12 protein-coding genes are annotated in these 25111 nt (G+C 39.4%); 5 read left to right on the forward strand and 7 right to left on the reverse strand.

The window, feature by feature from the left end; translation table 11 throughout:
• Positions 1 to 62: 62 nt before the first annotated feature.
• The 6 genes from dapB to ACXIHB_RS00360 form a co-directional block, all read right to left on the reverse strand.
• Positions 63 to 764, reverse strand: a complete 702-nt coding sequence (gene dapB, locus ACXIHB_RS00335) for a 4-hydroxy-tetrahydrodipicolinate reductase (RefSeq protein WP_253680489.1) — start codon at positions 762 to 764, stop codon at positions 63 to 65.
• Position 765: 1 nt separating this feature from the next.
• Positions 766 to 1344 carry a DUF5683 domain-containing protein gene (locus tag ACXIHB_RS00340; protein WP_073183192.1) on the reverse strand — a complete coding sequence of 193 codons (579 nt, stop codon included), beginning with the start codon at positions 1342 to 1344 and terminating at the stop codon, positions 766 to 768.
• The gene (locus ACXIHB_RS00345) at positions 1345 to 2232 is read right to left on the reverse strand and encodes a ParB/RepB/Spo0J family partition protein (RefSeq protein ID WP_125067901.1); all 888 of its coding nucleotides are present in this window, start codon (positions 2230 to 2232) and stop codon (positions 1345 to 1347) included. It abuts the gene before it with no gap.
• Positions 2233 to 2241: 9 nt separating this feature from the next.
• Positions 2242 to 3006 carry a ParA family protein gene (locus tag ACXIHB_RS00350; RefSeq protein ID WP_047789668.1) on the reverse strand — a complete coding sequence of 255 codons (765 nt, stop codon included), beginning with the start codon at positions 3004 to 3006 and terminating at the stop codon, positions 2242 to 2244.
• A 136-nt stretch (positions 3007 to 3142) separates the two neighbouring features.
• Positions 3143 to 4261, reverse strand: a complete 1119-nt coding sequence (gene dnaN, locus ACXIHB_RS00355) for a DNA polymerase III subunit beta (RefSeq protein WP_047789669.1) — start codon at positions 4259 to 4261, stop codon at positions 3143 to 3145.
• An 85-nt stretch (positions 4262 to 4346) separates the two neighbouring features.
• A complete protein-coding gene (locus ACXIHB_RS00360; RefSeq protein ID WP_462098625.1) occupies positions 4347 to 5279 on the reverse strand; it encodes a lipid A deacylase LpxR family protein in 933 nt (310 codons plus the stop codon).
• A gap of 80 nt (positions 5280 to 5359) precedes the next feature.
• Between ACXIHB_RS00360 and ppk2 (ACXIHB_RS00365) the strand changes: the two genes are divergently transcribed.
• Positions 5360 to 6217, forward strand: coding sequence for a polyphosphate kinase 2 (gene ppk2, locus ACXIHB_RS00365; protein ID WP_047789745.1), 858 nt, complete (start codon positions 5360 to 5362; stop codon positions 6215 to 6217).
• Positions 6218 to 6219: 2 nt separating this feature from the next.
• Positions 6220 to 6999, forward strand: coding sequence for a polyphosphate kinase 2 (ppk2, locus tag ACXIHB_RS00370; RefSeq protein WP_047789671.1), 780 nt, complete (start codon positions 6220 to 6222; stop codon positions 6997 to 6999).
• On the opposite strand, the gene ACXIHB_RS00375 is transcribed toward ppk2 (ACXIHB_RS00370), so the two are convergent.
• Positions 7000 to 7635 carry a low molecular weight phosphatase family protein gene (locus ACXIHB_RS00375; RefSeq protein WP_462098626.1) on the reverse strand — a complete coding sequence of 212 codons (636 nt, stop codon included), beginning with the start codon at positions 7633 to 7635 and terminating at the stop codon, positions 7000 to 7002.
• 83 nt (positions 7636 to 7718) lie between these two features.
• Between ACXIHB_RS00375 and ACXIHB_RS00380 the strand changes: the two genes are divergently transcribed.
• The 3 genes from ACXIHB_RS00380 to ACXIHB_RS00390 all read left to right on the forward strand — a co-directional run bounded on the left by ACXIHB_RS00380 (position 7719) and on the right by ACXIHB_RS00390 (position 25071).
• The gene (locus ACXIHB_RS00380) at positions 7719 to 8264 is read left to right on the forward strand and encodes a Smr/MutS family protein (protein WP_047789673.1); all 546 of its coding nucleotides are present in this window, start codon (positions 7719 to 7721) and stop codon (positions 8262 to 8264) included.
• A 46-nt stretch (positions 8265 to 8310) separates the two neighbouring features.
• Positions 8311 to 9444 (forward strand): cysteine desulfurase family protein, encoded by a 1134-nt coding sequence (locus tag ACXIHB_RS00385; protein ID WP_173361187.1) that lies wholly within the window; start codon positions 8311 to 8313, stop codon positions 9442 to 9444.
• Between the two features lie 378 nt (positions 9445 to 9822).
• Entirely contained in the window at positions 9823 to 25071 is a 15249-nt protein-coding gene (locus ACXIHB_RS00390; protein WP_462098627.1) for an Ig-like domain-containing protein, read from the forward strand.
• The last annotated feature ends 40 nt before the right edge of the window (positions 25072 to 25111 follow it).

Below are 25111 nucleotides of genomic sequence, written 5' to 3' on the forward strand. Positions count from 1 at the left end.
AGTTCCATTAAGGAATAAAATTCAATTTTATTTGTGTGTTTTTTGAGTTGTTTGTTACGTTATTAACCTAAGTTTAACACATCTCGCATAGTAAAAACACCTGTTTTATTATTTAACCACTCAGCAGCAATTACAGCACCTAAAGCAAAACCTTGACGATTATGAGCTGTGTGTTTAATATCAATAGTATCTATTTCAGAATTGTAAGTCACGGTGTGAGTACCTGGAACATCCGGAGTTCTGATAGCTTTAATAGGAATATTTTCTTCTGATGTTTTTTCGTCTAATTCCCAAGCTTTTTGGTTAGTATTTTCAATAACACCTTCTGCCAATGTAATTGCAGTACCGCTTGGAGCATCCAACTTTTTAGTATGATGAATCTCTTCAATAGAAACATTATATTGTTCTAAAGTATTCATCATTTTAGCAAGTTGTTTGTTTAGTTCAAAGAAAACATTAACCCCTAAACTAAAGTTAGAAGCATAAATAAATGCACCTTTCTTGTCATTACATAACTCAACAATATCGTTGTACTTATCTAACCAGCCAGTAGTTCCAGAAATAACAGGTGTATTATTGTTAATACAATTGCTGATATTGTCGTATGCTGAAGAAGGAATGCTAAAGTCTATTGCTACATCAGCTTTTGTAATATCATACACTTCTTTTCCAGAAGTTTTTATAACGATTTGATGTCCTCTTTGTAAAGCAATTTTTTCAATTTCTTTACCCATTCTACCATAACCAAGTAAGGCTATTTTCATTTTAAAAAGAATATTTTAGTGTTAAACCAACTTTTGGGGCTTCAATAAATAAAGGATCAGGAGTTATTACTGGTTTTACAGATAAGCTATCGTCTGTGTCAAATTGTAATAAGTGTGCATTAACACTAGCTTCAACAATTTGCAAAACATATAAAAGTACACCAGTTAATAATGATAAATCTCTATTTTTTCGTAAAGTTTTTTGAGCAGATTCTAATCCAGGTGTTGAAATAAATGGGTTTCCGTCCTTACCATTGAATTCATCAGATAACCCTTGGTTTCTTAGCTTAAAAGCTGTTCGGTATCGATCATACTGATCACTATTATCAATATAAAAATATGCACTAGCACCTATTGCAGCCCATACTATTGGAGCTTTCCAATATTTTCCATTATAAATTTGCCCGCCTCCGGGGAAAATAGCTGAGTAAAAGGCAGCTTTTGAAGGTGACAAAGGATTGTATTTGTCACTTGTTAACTGAAGTTGTTTTGCCCTAACGGCAATAGAATCTTTTTGAGCAAAAGTATTTTGAAACAAAAAAAGACTAAAAAAAGCGAATATGATTATACGTACGTTCAATTACTTTAGTAAGTTTTTAATACGGTTAAAATCTTCTTCAGAATGAAAAGGAATAGAGATTTTACCTTTTCCACGATTGTTCACTGTAACGTCAATTTTATGTCCAAAATAGTCACTAATATCCTTAACACTTTCAGAAATATAATTAGGCAAAGCTTTCTTTTTGGTTGTTTTAGCAACCTTACCAGCTTTTAAGTTTTTTACAAGTTCTTCAGTTTGACGTACTGATAGTTTATCACGAACAATTTTCTCATAAATATTTAATTGATCAGAGTTACTATCAACATTAATCAATGCACGACCGTGCCCCATTGAAATAAAACCATCACGCATTCCTGTTTGAATAATAGGATCTAGCTTAAGTAAACGTAAGTAGTTAGTAACTGTAGAACGCTTTTTACCAACACGGGTACTTAGTTCTTCTTGAGTAAGTTGAATTTCATCAATTAAACGTTGATAAGAAAGAGCAACTTCAATCGGGTCTAAGTTTTTACGTTGAATATTTTCTACCAACGCCATTTCTAACATTTCCTGATCGTTTGCTAAACGAATGTAAGCAGGAACGGTTTTGTTTCCAATAAGTTTAGAAGCTCTAAAACGACGCTCCCCAGAAACTAATTGAAACTTATCGCTTGATAGTTTACGTACAGTAATAGGCTGAATTACTCCTAATTCTTTAATAGAACTAGCTAATTCGCGCAACGCTTCTTCATCAAAATAAGTCCTAGGTTGGTAAGGGTTTACATCGATTGAGTTGATATCAATTTCAATAATATTTCCAACTAACTTATCTGCATTTTTATCTTCTGCCGAATTTACTTCTGCAGTTTCCTTTAATAATGCTGATAAACCTCTACCTAAAGCTTGTTTTTTTGTTGCTTTTGCCATTTACAGTAATTATGCGTTTTTAGTTAAAATTTCGTTCGCCAAATTTAAGTAATTTACGGCACCTTTACTCGTTGCATCGTATGAAATTATACTTTCTCCATAACTTGGTGCTTCACTTAAACGGATATTTCTGTGTACTATTGTTTCAAAAACCATAGAACTGAAATGTTTGCGTACTTCATCTACCACTTGGTTTGACAAGCGTAAACGAGAATCGAACATAGTTAATAACAAGCCTTCTATTTCTAGCTCTTGATTGTGTATTTTTTGAACACTCTTAATTGTGTTTAATAATTTTCCTAAACCTTCTAAAGCAAAATATTCACATTGAATAGGGATAACAACAGAGTCGGCAGCTACTAGAGAGTTTAAAGTTATTAACCCTAAAGATGGGGCGCAATCAATTAAAATAAAATCGTAATCATCTTTAATATCTTCTAACGCTTTTTTTAACATGTACTCGCGTTGTTGCTTGTCTACCAATTCAATTTCAATAGCAACTAAATCAATATGAGCAGGGATTAAGTCAACGTTTGGAGAGTCAGTTTTTAAAACAGTGTCTTTCGCAGAGATCGTGTGTTCTAAAACCTGATACGTTCCAATTTCTATACTTTCAACGTCTAAACCTAAACCAGAAGTAGCATTTGCTTGGGGGTCAGCATCAATTAACAACACTTTTTTTTCTAAAACACCTAAAGCCGCAGCTAAGTTTACAGATGTAGTAGTTTTACCTACGCCACCTTTTTGATTTGCAATTGCAATAATTCTACCCATTATAATTTATAAAGTTTGAAAGAGGTAAATTTACAATTATTTCTCATTTTTGAAAGAGAAAGATATTAAATAAAATTACAAAAGCCACAGAGTTTTGATTCTGTGGCTTTTGTAATTTTTATATGTAGAAAATTTATTACCCGTTTAACATTACTGGCATAACAAGCATAGTTACTAACTCGCCTTCTTCAGTACCGTCAATTGGAGTTAAAATTCCAGCTCTATTTGGTAAGCTCATTTCAATTAAAACGTCGTTAGAGTTTAAGTTGTTTAACATTTCGCTAAGAAAACGAGAGTTAAACCCAATCTGCATATCGTCACCTTGATAATCACAGTTTAATCGTTCGTCGGCTTTATTAGAATAGTCTAAATCTTCTGCAGAAATATTTAATTCAGTACCCGCCATTTTCAAACGAATTTGATGTGTTGTCTTACTAGAGAAAATAGATACACGACGTACAGAATTTAAGAAAGAAGCTCTGTCAACAGTTAATTTGTTTGGATTTTCTTTTGGTATAACAGCTTCGTAGTTAGGGTATTTTCCATCAATTAATCGACAGATTAATACTACATTATCAAAAGTAAATTTGGCATTAGTATCATTATATTCAATAGTCACATTGTTTTCTGATCCCCCTAAAATTCCCTTTAGTAAGTTTAAAGGTTTTTTAGGCATGATAAATTCGGCTGATTTATCAGCAGTAATATCGGTACGTGTATATTTAACTAATTTATGAGCATCAGTGGCTACAAAAGTTAATTCTTTTGAATTGAACTGAAAAAATACACCACTCATAACAGGACGTAAATCATCATTACCAGCCGCAAAAATAGTTTTAGAAATAGCTGTAGCTAAAATATGAGAAGGGATTTCAGTGCTGCTAGGAGAAGGTAATTCTACAGCTTTAGGGAACTCATCTCCACTAAAGTATGCCATGTCATATTTTCCTTGTTCCGAAATAATCTCAATAGTGTTATCTCCTTCAATCTTAAATGTAAGAGGTTGTTCAGGAAATGTTTTTAAAGTATCTAATAATAAACGAGCATTTATAGCAATCGCTCCAGTATCAGTACTTTCAACTTCAATAACTGATGACATTGTTGTCTCAAGGTCGGAAGCTGATATTTTTAATTCGTTTTCAGATAGTTCAAATAAAAAGTTATCTAAAATTGGTAACGTGTTATTGCTATTTATAACCCCACCTAAAACTTGTAGTTGTTTTAATAATTGTGAGCTAGATACGATAAATTTCATTTAGTAATTTTTCTATTTATTAGACTTACAAATATATCTTAATTTGATGATTTTAAAAATTATTTTTTCAAAGAGTGCAATACTCTTAATTAAATTGATAATTTAATTGTATTGTACCATAAAAATTTCCTTTAGGAACACGCGAACTTTTAAGTTTTTTTGTATGGTAGTTTATGGCATAACCAAAATTAAAACGATTACTTGTAAAACGAATTCCAAACTCCGTTGTAAATTTAAAAGGTTCTACATCAAACGTTACAGGGCTTTTTTTGTTTAAAAAGCTACCTTCAATAGTTGCGTCATAAGCAACATAATGAAGCATTGGTTTTAGGTATAAAAAAACTTCCGTCTTATTTTCGAAATTAGTGTTTTTATTGTTTAAGTTTCCATGAAAAGCAATAGAATTAATAATACTTTCTAGAGGCTTAAAGCCAATACGAGTAAATAAACCAGTTGATAAATCAGTATAAACAGTACCTAACCTAGCAGAGTTTGTCCAGTTAAGGTCAAAAACATTGTCTTTAGTTATTTTTTTAATATAATCGACCTTTAGATTAAGAGCAAAAGCATCTTTTATTTGATAATCCCATCCAGTAGCTTCTTTAAAACCATACATTTTATGTATAATTCCTTGAAGTTCTTCACCAAAAGAATAAGATCCAATAGTTCCTATTTGTAAAGCTGTTTTGAGAATAGATTTATTAGCGTAAAATCGGTTAACCCCAAAACTACCGAATAAGTAGCTAGCAAAAGGACGATCATGTTCTTCAATAGTTTCAACAACAGCCTTATAAGGAGTGTACATATGGTGACCTAATTGGATTTCATATATTTTTTTATCAATATTTTTAGCTTGCTTTTTACTTAAGAAGCGGTATGTTAAAAAGGCTCCGTTTGTATAATATCGATCTTGATAGGTGGAAACATATAAGTCATTATCATTTAAAAAACTTAATTCTTTGTCATATTTACGTTGTGAGAATAGATAGAGAGTAAATAAGATAAATAAAAGTGACATGTTTTTTTTCATAGGTGTAAATATCGTATTATTTTAGCACAACCTTGGTTAAATTATTAACAAGAATAATTAATAAACATATGAAAGAAAAGCAAGTATTAACAATTGAAGATTTTGAAAGTGTTTCTACAAATGAAGAGTTGCTAGCAATTATAAAAAAAAAGGAAATTTCAATAACCAAGGTTCAGGTAAAGTTAAATTACGAAGAGGAACTGAAAAAACTACAGATAGAGTTAGTGAAACTTCAGCAATGGATTGCGCAAAATAAGAAGCGAGTGGCAGTTATCTTTGAAGGAAGAGATGCAGCAGGGAAAGGTGGGAGTATAAGACGTTTTATGGAGCATATGAATCCGCGTTCTACTCGTTTAGTAGCTTTGAATAAACCTACAGATGTAGAAAAGGGACAATGGTATTTTCAGCGTTATATTAAAGAATTACCAAATCCTGGGGAAATAGTTTTTTTTGATCGTAGTTGGTACAATAGAGCTGTAGTTGAGCCTGTAATGGGGTTTTGTACGGACGAGCAGTATAAGAATTTTTTGGTTCAAGTGCCTGAATTTGAACATATGTTATATGAAGATGGAGTTGTTGTGATAAAATTTTGGTTATCAATTTCAAAAGAAGAACAGTTACGTCGATTTAATTCTAGGAATAATAATCCTTTAAAGCGTTGGAAGTTCAGCCCTGTAGATAAACGAGGACAAGAGTTATGGGATAAGTATAGTCATTATAAAAATGAAATGTTTAGTAAAACGCACACAGCTTATAGTCCTTGGATAGTAGTAAAGACAAATAACAAAAAAGAAGCTAGAGTTGAGTGTATGCGTCATGTATTGTCTCAATTTGATTATAAAGGAAAAGAAGAGGCGCAAACTATTTTAACACCAGATCCAAATATAGTAATGCGTTATTATCGTTCAGTAAAACATTTAGATTAATTATGGGGAAGTTAACTCAAAGAGATGTAAATAAATTAAATACAACAAGAGGTTTAAAGGCTTTACTGTCTAAATCTTTTAATATAGAAAGAGCAATTCGATATGTAGATTACGAACGAAAGTTAAAAAAATTACAAGTAGAGTTAATTCGTTTACAAGCTTGGACAATAAAAAAAAATGAACGAATAATTGTAATTTTTGAAGGAAGAGATGCTGCTGGAAAAGGAGGGGCAATACGTAGAATTACAGAACGTATCAATCCTCGTCATATGCGAATAGTAGCGCTTCCTAAACCAAATGAAGATGAAAAAACACAATGGTATTTTCAAAGGTATGTAGAACAGTTTCCAAAAGCAGGTGAAATAGTTTTTTTTGATCGCAGTTGGTATAATAGAGCAGTAGTAGAACCAGTTAATGGTTTTTGTACACAAGAAGAGTATGAGGTTTTTATGAATCAAGTAAATGATTTTGAACGTATGATTTTAGAGTCAGGTATTCGTTTGGTAAAAATCTACATGTCTATTAATAAAAAAGAACAAGCTAAACGATTCAACGATATAAAAAACAACCCATTAAAACAATGGAAAATGACGCCTGTAGATGAAAAAGCGCAAGAACTTTGGGATAATTATACAGAGTATAAAAAGGCAATGTTCTCAAAAACAAATACAGAAATATCTCCATGGAAAGTTATTCGAGCAAATAGGAAAACTATAGCAAGAATAAGTGTGATTAATCACATTTTAAAAAGTATACCTTATGACAAGAGTATAGAAGTGTAGCTAAGATAATTTTTGATAAATTTCTTCGAAAATAAAAAATAACTCACCAGCAATTCGTTTACTAACTTTTAAGTATGTTTCTTCGGTTAAGTCTGTATTGTCAGATGTTTGAGGGTCGTTATAAGGTAAATGAAAACGTTCAATAGCATCAGGTATATATGGACAGTTTTGGTCGGCATTATCACAAGTAGTTATAGCTACAAAAGGATAACTGTTTTGGGGGTGATCATATAACTTAGAAAAACCTAAAATTGATTTTTTAGTTCCTTTAAAAGAAACTAAGTACCTTGGATTCTGGTGAGAAAAATCAACAACGTTAAAGATAAAGCCAGTTTTTTGTAAACATTTCACTGTGTTTCTATGAAAAGAAGTGGTTTCTGTTCCGCCAGAATAGGTGAACATGTTCTTTAAGTTAAAATATTCAATAGCAAAAAAGCTCCACACTTGTGCAAACTGACTTCTACGAGAATTATGAGTACAAATAAAATTTAAATTTATTTTTTCTCTGTCAAGATATTCTTCGTAAATAGTGTCTATTATTTCAAGCAATAAATCTTTTCGGTCTTCGGTAAGGGTTAACTCTTTTCTAGCTTCCTCAAAGAAAATTTTTGTATTGATATTCTTAGTGTTTATCATTTATTTGCAGTTATTTTGCATAATTAAATCATTTGCAAAAATACAAGCTAATACCCTTTTGGCTAATTAAATAAAGGTTAAGGATGTGTTTAGAAATAGGAAATAAAGTAGCAGTAATTGATGCTGATATTAAAGGAGTTGTAACAAAAATTAAAAATGAAGAAATTTTTGTTAAAGATGAGGGAGGAATGGAGTATTGTTTTCTTAGGAAAGAGCTAGTAAAAGTTGAGGTAGATCAAAGTGAGTTAAGTAAATATTCGGATATTAACAATCCAATGCTTAAAGCCAAGACTCAAAATAAAGAAAAGAAGAAAAAAACATCTTTTATAAAAGATAAGAGAGAAGTGGTAATGGAAGTAGATTTACATGCTGAAAAGCTGTTAAAATCTACAAGAGGAATGGATAATTTTGATATTTTATCAATACAAATTAATACAGCAAAACATAAGTTAGAGTATTGTATATCTAAAAGAATATCAAAACTAGTTTTAATACATGGAGTAGGAGATGGAGTTTTAAAAACTGAGTTACAGTATTTATTAAATAATTATCCAGTTAAATATTACGACGCTTCTTATCAAAGATATGGGCAAGGAGCAACAGAGGTATATATTTTTCAGAATCAATAATTTTTTGAAAACATAACTATCGTTAAGAAAAACTTATTTTTGCTCTATGAAATCTGTTTATTTAGACAATGCCGCAACAACACCTATGTTGCCCGAAGTTATTGAGGTTATTCAACAATCAATGCAAACCAATTTTGGAAATCCGTCATCCATACATCAGCATGGTAGAAAAGCTAAAGCAGCTGTTGAAACAGCTAGAAAGAGTATAGCGAAACATTTTAATGTGTCTTCAAGTGAAATCATTTTTACAGCAGGAGGGACCGAAGCTGATAACTTAATTTTGTTTAATGCAGTCTTAAACTTAGGAGTAGAGAGAATTATTACTTCCAAGATAGAACACCATGCAGTTTTAAACACTGTACAGTTTTTAGAAGAAAAACATAATCTAGTAGTAGATTATGTTAAGGTAAATGAAGAAGGAGCTGTTTCAATGGAGAGTTTGGGGAATTTACTAAATAAATCAAAGAAAAAAACTTTGGTGAGTTTAATGTATGTGAATAATGAAATAGGTAATTTACTATCAATAGAAGAGGTTGTAGCATTATGTAAAGAGCATGAGGCGTATTTTCATTCAGATACCGTACAAGCTATTGGGCATTATGATATAGACTTACAAAAAACACAAATAGACTTTATCACTGCAAGTGCACATAAGTTCCATGGACCTAAAGGGGTTGGTTTTGCTTATTTTAAAAAAGGGATTGGAATATTACCAATGTTACATGGTGGTGAACAAGAAAAAGGAGCAAGATCTAGTACAGAAAACGTACATTCAATAGTTGGAATGGAAAAAGCGTTGACTATTGCTTTTGAAAATTTACAAAAAGACAAAAAATATATTTTTGGATTAAAGGAATATTTTACAAAAAAAATAAAAGAAGTTATTCCAAATATTAGAGTTAATGGAGAGTCAATAGAAAAGACTAGTTATACAATTGTAAATATACAATTTCCTTTAGAGGATAAAATGCTGTTATTTAATTTAGATTTATCTGGGATAGCTGTTTCTGGAGGTAGTGCATGTCAAAGTGGAAGTAGTAAAGGATCTCATGTGTTACGAGAACTCTTAAGTGAAAAAGAAGAAAGGAATGCTTCTGTAAGATTTTCATTTAGTAAATTAAATACAATTGAAGAGATTGATTATAGTTTAAATCAGTTAAAAATGATATTAAACAAATAAAAAAGTTGTTTTTATTTGTTTTAAAGCTTTTTTTTTATTTATTTGTGCTTAGCATTTAATAAGGAATAAAACTCTTTGAGAGGTGTGTTTAAGAGGTTTATTATTATAAGTTTTAGTTATTTTAAACGCTTTAGATATATTTTTTTATTATAATGTGACTTAAATTGTTAATTTTACGTCTAATGTTTTAGTGAAAGTAAAAAAAGTTTACTTTTGCACATTCAAAATTTTAGAGGCCCCCCACGAGAAATAAGTTGTATAAGAGCAACTTAATGTTTTGTGTGGGGCTTTTTTGTATCCCATTCTGTTTTTTAGTAGTCAATTCAGTTAAAGCTTTTTGTTTTAGCTCTTTATTAAGTATATGTTAAAAAGAAGTAAATGAAAAAAAAATACAATCAAAAAGATGTAAAGAATAATGTGAATTTTTTTACTCTAATCCTTTCTTTGTTTTTTAGTGTAGGGATTTTTGGACAGGTAACCCTTTTAAATAACAACCCCACAGCATCACAGATAGCTTCTGAGTTACAGTCAGATGGTGTATTGATTTCAAATCCAACACTTACAACTACAAATACAAATATTAATCAGGTAGCGATATTTTCTGGAGGTGTAGGAGCTGGTTTAGATATTGAACGAGGAGTTGCATTTACTACTTCAAATGTGAATCAAGTATTTAGTAATAATAATGCATATACTAATATGTCTTATGGAAATATGAATGCAGATATTAATGATCCAGATTTGAAAGGTTTAGATGGAGGTTATCATACTGATATTGTTTTGTTTGAATTTGATTTTGAGGCTTTACCTGGTTATAAGGGGGTATTAGTTGAATTCCAGTTTGGTTCAGAGGAGTATCCAAATTATGTAGGTTCTAGGTATAATGATGTTTTCGGTTTTTTTGTAACAGATCCTAATGGTTTAGATCCGTTAGTACCAGATGTGGCACCAGGATTAAATTTAGCAACAGTACCAACTACAGGTTTGCCTGTAGCAGTTAATAATATTAATGCTGGGTTTCTAGGATGTGCTAATGACGGAACAGCAGCAGATTTGTCACAAAGTTCATTATATATAAATAATGGTCATGATGGGTCTACCATTACGTGTAATTCGGGTCAAGCTTCTATTCCTCGTCAAATATTTGTAGAATTTAATGGAGTGACAAAAAAACTTGAAGCTAATATAAACTTAGAAATAGGTGTAGTTTACAGAATGAAAATGGCTATAGCTGATGTAGGAGACTATCAACTTGATTCAGGCGTATTTATAACGAACGTATCAGGTGTACCTATTATAGTTGCAGAAGATGATTTTGGAGAAATAGTAAGTACAAATGGGGGAGTAGCTGTAGCAAATGTGTTAACAAATGATACCGTAGCAGGTACAACTAATCCATCAGCGTCAGGAGTAGAACTATCAGAAGTTAGTTCTGAAAACCCAGGAATAACATTAAACACAAATACAGGAGAAGTTTCTGTAGCACCTGGTGTGCCAGCTGGTGTATATGAATTAGTATATAGTTTATGTCAACCTTCAACAAATTGTGATACAGCTATAGTAACAGTAACAGTTTTAGCAGATAGTGATGGAGATAATGTTGCAGATAGAGATGATTTGGATGATGATAATGATGGTATTTTAGATACGGAGGAAAATAATTGTACAGGAACTATCAGTTATGAGTTTTATAATTCCTATCCATTATCAAATACAGTAGACGATATACCAACTACAGGGGCTTTAGCAACAGGAACAAGTACTAATTTTAATGTAGATCAACTGTGGGCGCTACATACCCCAGGGGATCATGAAACATTTAGTGTTAGATACAAAGGGTTGTTAAGAATAGATACAGATGGGGCTTATACGTTCTATACAACATCTGATGATGGGTCTAAACTGTTTATAAATGGTATAGAAGTCGTTGACAACGACGGACCACATGCAAGTCGAACACGAAGTGGTCAAATAACTCTTAAATCAGGAGTCCATGAACTCGAAGTGTTATTTTATGAAAGAACAGGAGCAGAAAATTTATCTGTAGAATATGAAGGTCCATCCATATCAAGAAGAAACTTACCATTCTCTAGATTAAGCTGTCTGTTAGATTCCGACAATGATGGAATTCCGAATCATTTAGATTTAGATAGTGATAATGATGGGTGCTTTGATGCAGTAGAAGCAAGTGAAAATGTTTCTTCTGGTCAGTTAGACGGAAATGGAAGAATAGATATAGCAGCTCAAGGAAGTATCGATAGCAATGGAGTTCCTAACCTTGTAAATGCTTCTGGAGCATCAGATATAGGAGGTGATCAAGGACAAGAGACCACAGGTAATGAAATTGTTGCTACTCAAATACAAATGGACACACAACCAAGTGATAGTACTATATGTTTAGGGAGCAATGTTACTTTTACAGCCGCAGCAAGCTCTTTAAGTACAACTACTTATACAGGAACCGCCCCAGGAACAAATCCGGATTACAGTGGTAGTACAAGTACTACAACTGGATTGGTATATCAATGGCTAGAGCAAGTAGGAGGTGTCGGAGCTTGGAATAGTATATCTAATGGAGGAATATATAGCAATGCAACTACCCCTGCATTAACCTTAACCAATCCACCAATAACAGCTTCCACTAATAAATATAGGTTGATAGTAACAAGTACACTTAACACCTGTCAGACTTTAGCTTCAGATGAAGCATCCCTTACAATTATCCCTACTTCGGTGGGAGGAAGCATTGCGGGAAGTACCAATGTGTGTACCGGAACCAATTCAACAACACTGACCCTAAGTGGACAGACAGGAAATATCATCCGTTGGGAAAGTTCTACCGATAACTTCACCACTGATACCGATATCGCAAATACCACCACGACTTTAACAGCAACCAACCTTACGACCACCACGCAATACCGTGCTATCGTACAAAGTGGTGCCTGTACTGAAGCTACTTCTGCTACAGCAACCATTACTGTAGATCCGACTTCAGTGGGAGGAAGCATTGCGGGAAGTACCAATGTGTGTACCGGAACCAATTCAACAACACTGACCCTAAGTGGACAGACAGGAAATATCATCCGTTGGGAAAGTTCTACCGATAACTTTACAACTGATACCGATATTGCCAATACCACCACGACCTTAACAGCAACCAACCTTACCACCACCACGCAATACCGTGCTATCGTACAAAGTGGTGCCTGTACTGAAGCGACTTCTGCTACAGCAACCATTACTGTAGATCCGACTTCGGTGGGAGGAAGCATTGCGGGAAGTACCAATGTGTGTACCGGAACCAATTCAACAACACTGACCCTAAGTGGACAGACAGGAAATATCATCCGTTGGGAAAGTTCTACCGATAACTTTACCACTGATACCGATATCGCAAATACCACCACGACTTTAACAGCAACCAACCTTACGACCACCACGCAATACCGTGCTATCGTACAAAGTGGTGCCTGTACTGAAGCGACTTCTGCTACAGCAACCATTACTGTAGATCCGACTTCAGTGGGAGGAAGCATTGCGGGAAGTACCAATGTGTGTACCGGAACCAATTCAACAACACTGACCCTAAGTGGACAGACAGGAAATATCATCCGTTGGGAAAGTTCTACCGATAACTTTACAACTGATACCGATATTGCCAATACCACCACGACCTTAACAGCAACCAACCTTACCACCACCACGCAATACCGTGCAATCGTACAAAGTGGTGCCTGTACTGAAGCGACTTCTGCTACAGCAACCATTACTGTAGATCCGACTTCGGTGGGAGGAAGCATTGCGGGAAGTACCAATGTGTGTACCGGAACCAATTCAACAACACTGACCCTAAGTGGACAGACAGGAAATATCATCCGTTGGGAAAGTTCTACCGATAACTTTACCACTGATACCGATATTGCCAATACCACCACGACTTTAACAGCAACCAACCTTACGACCACCACGCAATACCGTGCTATCGTACAAAGTGGTGCCTGTACTGAAGCGACTTCTGCTACAGCAACCATTACTGTAGATCCGACTTCGGTGGGAGGAAGCATTGCGGGAAGTACCAATGTGTGTACCGGAACCAATTCAACAACACTGACCCTAAGTGGACAGACAGGAAATATCATCCGTTGGGAAAGTTCTACCGATAACTTCACCACTGATACCGATATCGCAAACCACCACACCACGACCTTAACAGCAACCAACCTTACCACCACCACGCAATACCGTGCTATCGTACAAAGTGGTGCCTGTACTGAAGCTACTTCTGCTACAGCAACCATTACTGTAGATCCGACTTCGGTGGGAGGAAGCATTGCGGGAAGTACCAATGTGTGTACCGGAACCAATTCAACAACACTGACCCTAAGTGGACAGACAGGAAATATCATCCGTTGGGAAAGTTCTACCGATAACTTCACCACTGATACCGATATCGCAAATACCACCACGACCTTAACAGCAACCAACCTTACCACCACCACGCAATACCGTGCTATCGTACAAAGTGGTGCCTGTACTGAAGCGACTTCTGCTACAGCAACCATTACTGTAGATCCGACTTCGGTGGGAGGAAGCATTGCGGGAAGTACCAATGTGTGTACCGGAACCAATTCAACAACACTGACCCTAAGTGGACAGACAGGAAATATCATCCGTTGGGAAAGTTCTACCGATAACTTCACCACTGATACCGATATCGCAAATACCACCACGACTTTAACAGCAACCAACCTTACGACCACCACGCAATACCGTGCTATCGTACAAAGTGGTGCCTGTACTGAAGCGACTTCTGCTACAGCAACCATTACTGTAGATCCTACTTCGGTGGGAGGAAGCATTGCGGGAAGTACCAATGTGTGTACCGGAACCAATTCAACAACACTGACCCTAAGTGGACAAACAGGAAATATCATCCGTTGGGAAAGTTCTACCGATAACTTTACCACTGATACCGATATTGCCAATACCACCACGACCTTAACAGCAACCAACCTTACCACCACCACGCAATACCGTGCAATCGTACAAAGTGGTGCCTGTACTGAAGCGACTTCTGCTACAGCAACCATTACTGTAGATCCTACTTCGGTGGGAGGAAGCATTGCGGGAAGTACCAATGTGTGTACCGGAACCAATTCAACAACACTGACCCTAAGTGGACAAACAGGAAATATCATCCGTTGGGAAAGTTCTACCGATAACTTTACCACTGATACCGATATTGCCAATACCACCACGACCTTAACAGCAACCAACCTTACCACCACCACGCAATACCGTGCAATCGTACAAAGTGGTGCCTGTACTGAAGCTACTTCTGCTACAGCAACCATTACTGTAGATCCGACTTCGGTGGGAGGAAGCATTGCGGGAAGTACCAATGTGTGTACCGGAACCAATTCAACAACACTGACCCTAAGTGGACAGACAGGAAATATCATCCGTTGGGAAAGTTCTACCGATAACTTTACAACTGATACCGATATTGCCAATACCACCACGACCTTAACAGCAACCAACCTTACCACCACCACGCAATACCGTGCAATCGTACAAAGTGGTGCCTGTACTGAAGCGACTTCTGCTACAGCAACCATTACTGTAGATCCGACTTCGGTGGGAGGAAGCATTGCGGGAAGTACCAATGTGTGTACCGGAACCAATTCAACAACATTGACCCTAAGTGGACAGACAGGAAATATCATCCGTTGGGAAAGTTCTACCGATAACTTTACCACTGATACCGATATTGCCAATACCACCACGACCTTAACAGCAACCAACCTTACCACCACCACGCAATACCGTGCTATCGTACAAAGTGGTGCCTGTACTGAAGCGACTTCTGCTACAGCAACCATTACTGTAGATCCGACTTCAGTGGGAGGAAGCATTGCGGGAAGTACCAATGTGTGTACCGGAACCAATTCAACAACACTGACCCTAAGTGGACAGACAGGAAATATCATCCGTTGGGAAAGTTCTACCGATAACTTTACCACTGATACCGATATTGCCAATACCACCACGACTTTAACAGCAACCAACCTTACGACCACCACGCAATACCGTGCTATCGTACAAAGTGGTGCCTGTACTGAAGCTACTTCTGCTACAGCAACCATTACTGTAGATCCTACTTCGGTGGGAGGAAGCATTGCGGGAAGTACCAATGTGTGTACCGGAACCAATTCAACAACATTGACCCTAAGTGGACAGACAGGAAATATCATCCGTTGGGAAAGTTCTACCGATAACTTTACCACTGATACCGATATTGCCAATACCACCACGACCTTAACAACAACCAACCTTACCACCACCACGCAATACCGTGCTATCGTACAAAGTGGTGCCTGTACTGAAGCTACTTCTGCTACAGCAACCATTACTGTAGATCCGACTTCGGTGGGAGGAAGCATTGCGGGAAGTACCAATGTGTGTACCGGAACCAATTCAACAACACTGACCCTAAGTGGACAGACAGGAAATATCATCCGTTGGGAAAGTTCTACCGATAACTTCACCACTGATACCGATATTGCCAATACCACCACGACTTTAACAGCAACCAACCTTACGACCACCACGCAATACCGTGCTATCGTACAAAGTGGTGCCTGTACTGAAGCTACTTCTGCTACAGCAACCATTACTGTAGATCCTACTTCGGTGGGAGGAAGCATTGCGGGAAGTACCAATGTGTGTACCGGAACCAATTCAACAACATTGACCCTAAGTGGACAGACAGGAAATATCATCCGTTGGGAAAGTTCTACCGATAACTTTACCACTGATACCGATATCGCAAATACCACCACGACCTTAACAGCAACCAACCTTACCACCACCACGCAATACCGTGCAATCGTACAAAGTGGTGCCTGTACAGAAGCAACTTCTGCTACAGCAACCATTACTGTAGGAGGAGTAGTTAACTTAACTATAAATGATATTACGGCAGACAACATTGTGAATGCCTCAGAAGCAGGAAGCACTATTCCAGTAACCGGAACCGTAGGCGGTGACTTCAATACAGGAGATACGGTAACTTTAACAGTCAACGGAAACACCTATACAGGTACAGTAGATGGTAGTGGAAACTACAGCATCAATGTACCAGGGTCAGACTTAGCCGCTGACACAGACACGACAGTAGAGGCTAGTTTCCTGTCATATGCAACTTGTTCCACCAACACGAATCATGTTTATAATGTAGACACGACTGCCCCAGTTCCTACCATAAGTGTAGACAACATTACGGCAGACAACATTGTCAATGCAACAGAAGCAGGAACAACCATTGCAGTCACCGGAACAGTAGGCGGAGATTTCAATACCGGCGACACGGTAACCTTAGTAATCAATGGAAACAACTATACCGGTACCGTAGATGCCAGTGGAAACTACAGCATCAATGTACCAGGGTCAGACTTAGCTGCTGACACAGACACGACAGTAGAAGCAAGTGTAGCGACAACAGACGGATCGGGGAATGCAGGAAGTGCAAACACGACCCATGCTTATAATGTAGACACGACTGCCCCAGTTCCTACCATTAGTGTAGACAACATCACGGCAGACAACATTGTCAATGCAACAGAAGCAGGGACAACCATTGCAGTAACCGGAACCGTAGGCGGAGACTTCAATACAGGAGACACCGTAACCCTAACAATCAATGGAAACAACTACACTGGTACCGTAGATGCCAGTGGAAACTACAGCATCAATGTACCAGGGTCAGACTTAGCCGCTGACACAGACACGACAGTAGAAGCAAGTGTAGCGACAACAGACGGATCGGGGAATGCAGGAAGTGCAAACACGACCCATGCTTATAATGTAGACACGACTGCCCCAGTTCCTACCATAAGTGTAGACAACATTACGGCAGACAACATTGTCAATGCAACAGAAGCAGGGACAACCATTGCAGTAACCGGAACCGTAGGCGGAGACTTCAATACCGGCGACACCGTAACCCTAACAATCAATGGAAACAACTACACTGGTACCGTAGATGCCAGTGGAAACTACAGCATCAATGTACCAGGGTCAGACTTAGCCGCTGACACAGACACGACAGTAGAAGCAAGTGTAGCGACAACAGACGGATCGGGGAATGCAGGAAGTGCAAACACGAATCATGTTTATAATGTAGACACGACTGCCCCAGTTCCTACCATTAGTGTAGACAACATCACGGCAGACAACATTGTCAATGCAACAGAAGCAGGGACAACCATTGCAGTCACCGGAACCGTAGGCGGAGACTTCAATACCGGCGACACGGTAACCTTAGTAATCAATGGAAACAACTATACCGGTACCGTAGATGCCAGTGGAAACTACAGCATCAATGTACCAGGGTCAGACTTAGCTGCTGACACAGACACGACAGTAGAAGCAAGTGTAGCGACAACAGACGGATCGGGGAATGCAGGAAGTGCAAACACGACCCATGCTTATAATGTAGACACGACTGCCCCAGTTCCTACCATAAGTGTAGACAACATTACGGCAGACAACATTGTCAATGCAACAGAAGCAGGGACAACCATTGCAGTAACCGGAACCGTAGGCGGAGACTTCAATACCGGCGACACCGTAACCCTAACAATCAATGGAAACAACTACACTGGTACCGTAGATGCCAGTGGAAACTACAGCATCAATGTACCAGGGTCAGACTTAGCCGCTGACACAGACACGACAGTAGAAGCAAGTGTAGCGACAACAGACGGATCGGGGAATGCAGGAAGTGCAAACACGAATCATGTTTATAATGTAGACACGACTGCCCCAGTTCCTACCATTAGTGTAGACAACATCACGGCAGACAACATTGTCAATGCAACAGAAGCAGGGACAACCATTGCAGTCACCGGAACCGTAGGCGGAGACTTCAATACCGGCGACACGGTAACCTTAGTAATCAATGGAAACAACTATACCGGTACCGTAGATGCCAGTGGAAACTACAGCATCAATGTACCAGGGTCAGACTTAGCTGCTGACACAGACACGACAGTAGAAGCAAGTGTAGCGACAACAGACGGATCGGGGAATGCAGGAAGTGCAAACACGACCCATGCTTATAATGTAGACACGACTGCCCCAGTTCCTACCATTAGTGTAGACAACATCACGGCAGACAACATTGTCAATGCAACAGAAGCAGGGACAACCATTGCAGTCACCGGAACCGTAGGCGGAGACTTCAATACAGGAGACACCGTAACCCTAACAATCAATGGAAACAACTACACTGGTACCGTAGATGCCAGTGGAAACTACAGCATCAATGTACCAGGGTCAGACTTAGCTGCTGACACAGACACGACAGTAGAAGCAAGTGTAGCGACAACAGACGGATCGGGGAATGCAGGAAGTGCAAACACGAATCATGTTTATAATGTAGACACGACTGCCCCAGTTCCTACCATTAGTGTAGACAACATCACGGCAGACAACATTGTCAATGCAACAGAAGCAGGAACAACCATTGCAGTCACCGGAACCGTAGGCGGAGATTTCAATACCGGCGACACGGTAACCTTAGTAATCAATGGAAACAACTATACCGGTACCGTAGATGCCAGTGGAAACTACAGCATCAATGTACCAGGGTCAGACTTAGCCGCTGACACAGACACGACAGTAGAAGCAAGTGTAGCGACAACAGACGGATCGGGGAATGCAGGAAGTGCAAACACGACCCATGCTTATAATGTAGACACGACTGCCCCAGTTCCTACCATAAGTGTAGACAACATCACGGCAGACAACATTGTCAATGCAACAGAAGCAGGGACAACCATTGCAGTCACTGGAACGGTAGGCGGAGACTTCAATACAGGAGACACCGTAACCCTAACAATCAATGGAAACAACTACACTGGTACCGTAGATGCCAGTGGAAACTACAGCATCAATGTACCAGGGTCAGACTTAGCCGCTGACACAGACACGACAGTAGAAGCAAGTGTAGCGACAACAGACGGATCGGGGAATGCAGGAAGTGCAAACACGACCCATGCTTATAATGTAGACACGACCGCTCCAGTTCCTACCATAAGTGTAGACAACATCACGGCAGACAACATTGTCAATGCAACAGAAGCAGGAACAACCATTGCAGTCACCGGAACAGTAGGCGGAGATTTCAATACCGGCGACACGGTAACCTTAGTAATCAATGGAAACAACTATACCGGTACCGTAGATGCCAGTGGAAACTACAGCATCAATGTACCAGGGTCAGACTTAGCTGCTGACACAGACACGACAGTAGAAGCAAGTGTAGCGACAACAGACGGATCGGGGAATGCAGGAAGTGCAAACACGACCCATGCTTATAATGTAGACACGACTGCCCCAGTTCCTACCATTAGTGTAGACAACATCACGGCAGACAACATTGTCAATGCAACAGAAGCAGGGACAACCATTGCAGTCACCGGAACCGTAGGCGGAGACTTCAATACAGGAGACACCGTAACCCTAACAATCAATGGAAACAACTACACTGGTACCGTAGATGCCAGTGGAAACTACAGCATCAATGTACCAGGGTCAGACTTAGCTGCTGACACAGACACGACAGTAGAAGCAAGTGTAGCGACAACAGACGGATCGGGGAATGCAGGAAGTGCAAACACGAATCATGTTTATAATGTAGACACGACTGCCCCAGTTCCTACCATTAGTGTAGACAACATCACGGCAGACAACATTGTCAATGCAACAGAAGCAGGAACAACCATTGCAGTCACCGGAACCGTAGGCGGAGATTTCAATACCGGCGACACGGTAACCTTAGTAATCAATGGAAACAACTATACCGGTACCGTAGATGCCAGTGGAAACTACAGCATCAATGTACCAGGGTCAGACTTAGCCGCTGACACAGACACGACAGTAGAAGCAAGTGTAGCGACAACAGACGGATCGGGGAATGCAGGAAGTGCAAACACGACCCATGCTTATAATGTAGACACGACTGCCCCAGTTCCTACCATTAGTGTAGACAACATCACGGCAGACAACATTGTCAATGCAACAGAAGCAGGGACAACCATTGCAGTCACTGGAACGGTAGGCGGAGACTTCAATACAGGAGACACCGTAACCCTAACAATCAATGGAAACAACTACACTGGTACCGTAGATGCCAGTGGAAACTACAGCATCAATGTACCAGGGTCAGACTTAGCCGCTGACACAGACACGACAGTAGAAGCAAGTGTAGCGACAACAGACGGATCGGGGAATGCAGGAAGTGCAAACACGACCCATGCTTATAATGTAGACACGACCGCTCCAGTTCCTACCATAAGTGTAGACAACATCACGGCAGACAACATTGTCAATGCAACAGAAGCAGGAACAACCATTGCAGTCACCGGAACAGTAGGCGGAGATTTCAATACCGGCGACACGGTAACCTTAGTAATCAATGGAAACAACTATACCGGTACCGTAGATGCCAGTGGAAACTACAGCATCAATGTACCAGGGTCAGACTTAGCTGCTGACACAGACACGACAGTAGAAGCAAGTGTAGCGACAACAGACGGATCGGGGAATGCAGGAAGTGCAAACACGACCCATGCTTATAATGTAGACACGACTGCCCCAGTTCCTACCATTAGTGTAGACAACATCACGGCAGACAACATTGTCAATGCAACAGAAGCAGGGACAACCATTGCAGTAACCGGAACCGTAGGCGGAGACTTCAATACAGGAGACACCGTAACCCTAACAATCAATGGAAACAACTACACTGGTACCGTAGATGCCAGTGGAAACTACAGCATCAATGTACCAGGGTCAGACTTAGCCGCTGACACAGACACGACAGTAGAAGCAAGTGTAGCGACAACAGACGGATCGGGGAATGCAGGAAGTGCAAACACGACCCATGCTTATAATGTAGACACGACTGCCCCAGTTCCTACCATAAGTGTAGACAACATTACGGCAGACAACATTGTCAATGCAACAGAAGCAGGGACAACCATTGCAGTCACCGGAACCGTAGGCGGAGACTTCAATACCGGCGACACCGTAACCCTAACAATCAATGGAAACAACTACACTGGTACCGTAGATGCCAGTGGAAACTACAGCATCAATGTACCAGGGTCAGACTTAGCCGCTGACACAGACACGACAGTAGAAGCAAGTGTAGCGACAACAGACGGATCGGGGAATGCAGGAAGTGCAAACACGAATCATGTTTATAATGTAGACACGACTGCCCCAGTTCCTACCATTAGTGTAGACAACATCACGGCAGACAACATTGTCAATGCAACAGAAGCAGGGACAACCATTGCAGTCACCGGAACCGTAGGCGGAGACTTCAATACCGGCGACACGGTAACCTTAGTAATCAATGGAAACAACTATACCGGTACCGTAGATGCCAGTGGAAACTACAGCATCAATGTACCAGGGTCAGACTTAGCTGCTGACACAGACACGACAGTAGAAGCAAGTGTAGCGACAACAGACGGATCGGGGAATGCAGGAAGTGCAAACACGACCCATGCTTATAATGTAGACACGACCGCTCCAGTTCCTACCATTAGTGTAGACAACATCACGGCAGACAACATTGTCAATGCAACAGAAGCAGGAACAACCATTGCAGTCACCGGAACAGTAGGCGGAGATTTCAATACCGGCGACACGGTAACCTTAGTAATCAATGGAAACAACTATACCGGTACCGTAGATGCCAGTGGAAACTACAGCATCAATGTACCAGGGTCAGACTTAGCTGCTGACACAGACACGACAGTAGAAGCAAGTGTAGCGACAACAGACGGATCGGGGAATGCAGGAAGTGCAAACACGAATCATGTTTATAATGTAGACACGACTGCCCCAGTTCCTACCATTAGTGTAGACAACATCACGGCAGACAACATTGTCAATGCAACAGAAGCAGGGACAACCATTGCAGTAACCGGAACCGTAGGCGGAGACTTCAATACCGGCGACACGGTAACCTTAGTAATCAATGGAAACAACTATACCGGTACCGTAGATGCCAGTGGAAACTACAGCATCAATGTACCAGGGTCAGACTTAGCTGCTGACACAGACACGACAGTAGAAGCAAGTGTAGCGACAACAGACGGATCGGGGAATGCAGGAAGTGCAAACACGACCCATGCTTATAATGTAGACACGACTGCCCCAGTTCCTACCATAAGTGTAGACAACATCACGGCAGACAACATTGTCAATGCAACAGAAGCAGGGACAACCATTGCAGTCACTGGAACGGTAGGCGGAGATTTCAATACCGGCGACACGGTAACCTTAGTAATCAATGGAAACAGCTACACCGGTACCGTAGATGCCAGTGGAAACTACAGCATCAATGTACCAGGGTCAGACTTAGCCGCTGACACAGACACGACAGTAGAAGCAAGTGTAGCGACAACAGACGGATCGGGGAATGCAGGAAGTGCAAACACGAATCATGTTTATAATGTAGACACGACTGCCCCAGTTCCTACCATTAGTGTAGACAACATCACGGCAGACAACATTGTCAATGCAACAGAAGCAGGGACAACCATTGCAGTAACCGGAACCGTAGGCGGAGACTTCAATACAGGAGACACCGTAACCCTAACAATCAATGGAAACAACTACACTGGTACCGTAGATGCCAGTGGAAACTACAGCATCAATGTACCAGGGTCAGACTTAGCCGCTGACACAGACACGACAGTAGAAGCAAGTGTAGCGACAACAGACGGATCGGGGAATGCAGGAAGTGCAAACACGACCCATGCTTATAATGTAGACACGACTGCCCCAGTTCCTACCATTAGTGTAGACAACATTACGGCAGACAACATTGTCAATGCAACAGAAGCAGGAACAACCATTGCAGTCACCGGAACCGTAGGCGGAGATTTCAATACCGGCGACACGGTAACCTTAGTAATTAATGGAAACAACTATACCGGTACCGTAGATGCCAGTGGAAACTACAGCATCAATGTACCAGGGTCAGACTTAGCTGCTGACACAGACACGACAGTAGAAGCAAGTGTAGCGACAACAGACGGATCGGGGAATGCAGGAAGTGCAAACACGAATCATGTTTATAATGTAGACACGACCGCTCCAGTTCCTACCATAAGTGTAGACAACATCACGGCAGACAACATTGTCAATGCCTCAGAAGCAGGAACAACCATTGCAGTCACCGGAACAGTAGGCGGAGACTTCAATACAGGAGACACCGTAACCCTAACAATCAATGGAAACAACTACACTGGTACCGTAGATGCCAGTGGAAACTACAGCATCAATGTTCCAGGATCAGACTTAGCAGCCGATGCAGACACGACAGTAGAAGCAAGTGTAAGTTCAATTGATAGTGATGGGAATAGAGGATCTGCTTTGAATACTCATAAATACTATTTACAAGACACGGATAATGATGGCATATCAGATGTTGTAGATGTAGATGATGATAATGATGGGATTCCAGATGTTGAAGAGGGAGATGGTTTAGTAGATACTGATGGTGATGGAATTCCAGATTCATTAGATCTAGATTCTGATAATGATGGTATTAATGATGTAATAGAAGGAGGAAATGGAGATTTAGATACCAACGAAGACGGTGTTATAGACTCTGGCGATTCAGGGTATACAGATGCTAATGGAGATGGACAAGCTGATGATTCTGTAGATGATGATGAAGAGCCAGATACGGATGGCGACGGTACTCCAGATTATCAAGATTTAGATAGTGATAATGACGGTATTAATGATGTTATTGAGGGAGGAAATGAAAGTTCCGATACTAATGGTGATGGAGTTATAGATTCTAATGATATGGGAGGTTCAGATTCTGATGAAGATGGAATTTCTGATAGTGTTGATGGAGATATAAATAATTTTGGTGAGGGAGGTAATGGAGATGATACTCCATTAGATACAGATGGAGATGGTGTTCCTAACTATCAAGATTTAGATAGCGATAATGATGGAGTAAATGATGTTGTAGAAGGAGGGAATTTAGATGAAGATGGAGATGGACAAGTAGAAAACCCTTTAGATGATTCAGACGGAGATGGAATTTCTGATAGTGTTGATGGTTTAGATGGTTTTGGAGATGCTAATAATCCAGATAATAACTCTAGCCCTACAGATCCAAACGATGGAGGTAACGGAGTGATAGATGGAGAAGATACAGATGGAGATGGAATACCTGACATTATAGATGGTTTTGATGGGTTTGGGGATGCAATCAATGATGACACTTGTGTGAAAGTAAACAACTTAATGAGTCCTAATGGAGATGAAGCAAACAGTTACTTACACATTGATTGTATTGAAAATTTCCCAAATAATACTCTTGAAATTTTTAATAGATGGGGTAATACAGTATATAAAACTGAAGGATATAACAATAGCAGTGTTGTGTTTAGAGGAATTTCCGAAGGAAGAGCTAATATAAATGTAGGCGATAAATTGCCAGTTGGAACATACTTCTATATTTTAGATCTTGGAAATGGAAGTAAAGTTAAAAAAGGCTGGATTTACATTAATAGATAATCTAGATTTATAAAAAAGACTGATGAATAAAAGTATTAAT

The sequence above is a fragment of the Tenacibaculum sp. IMCC1 genome (assembly GCF_054906355.1).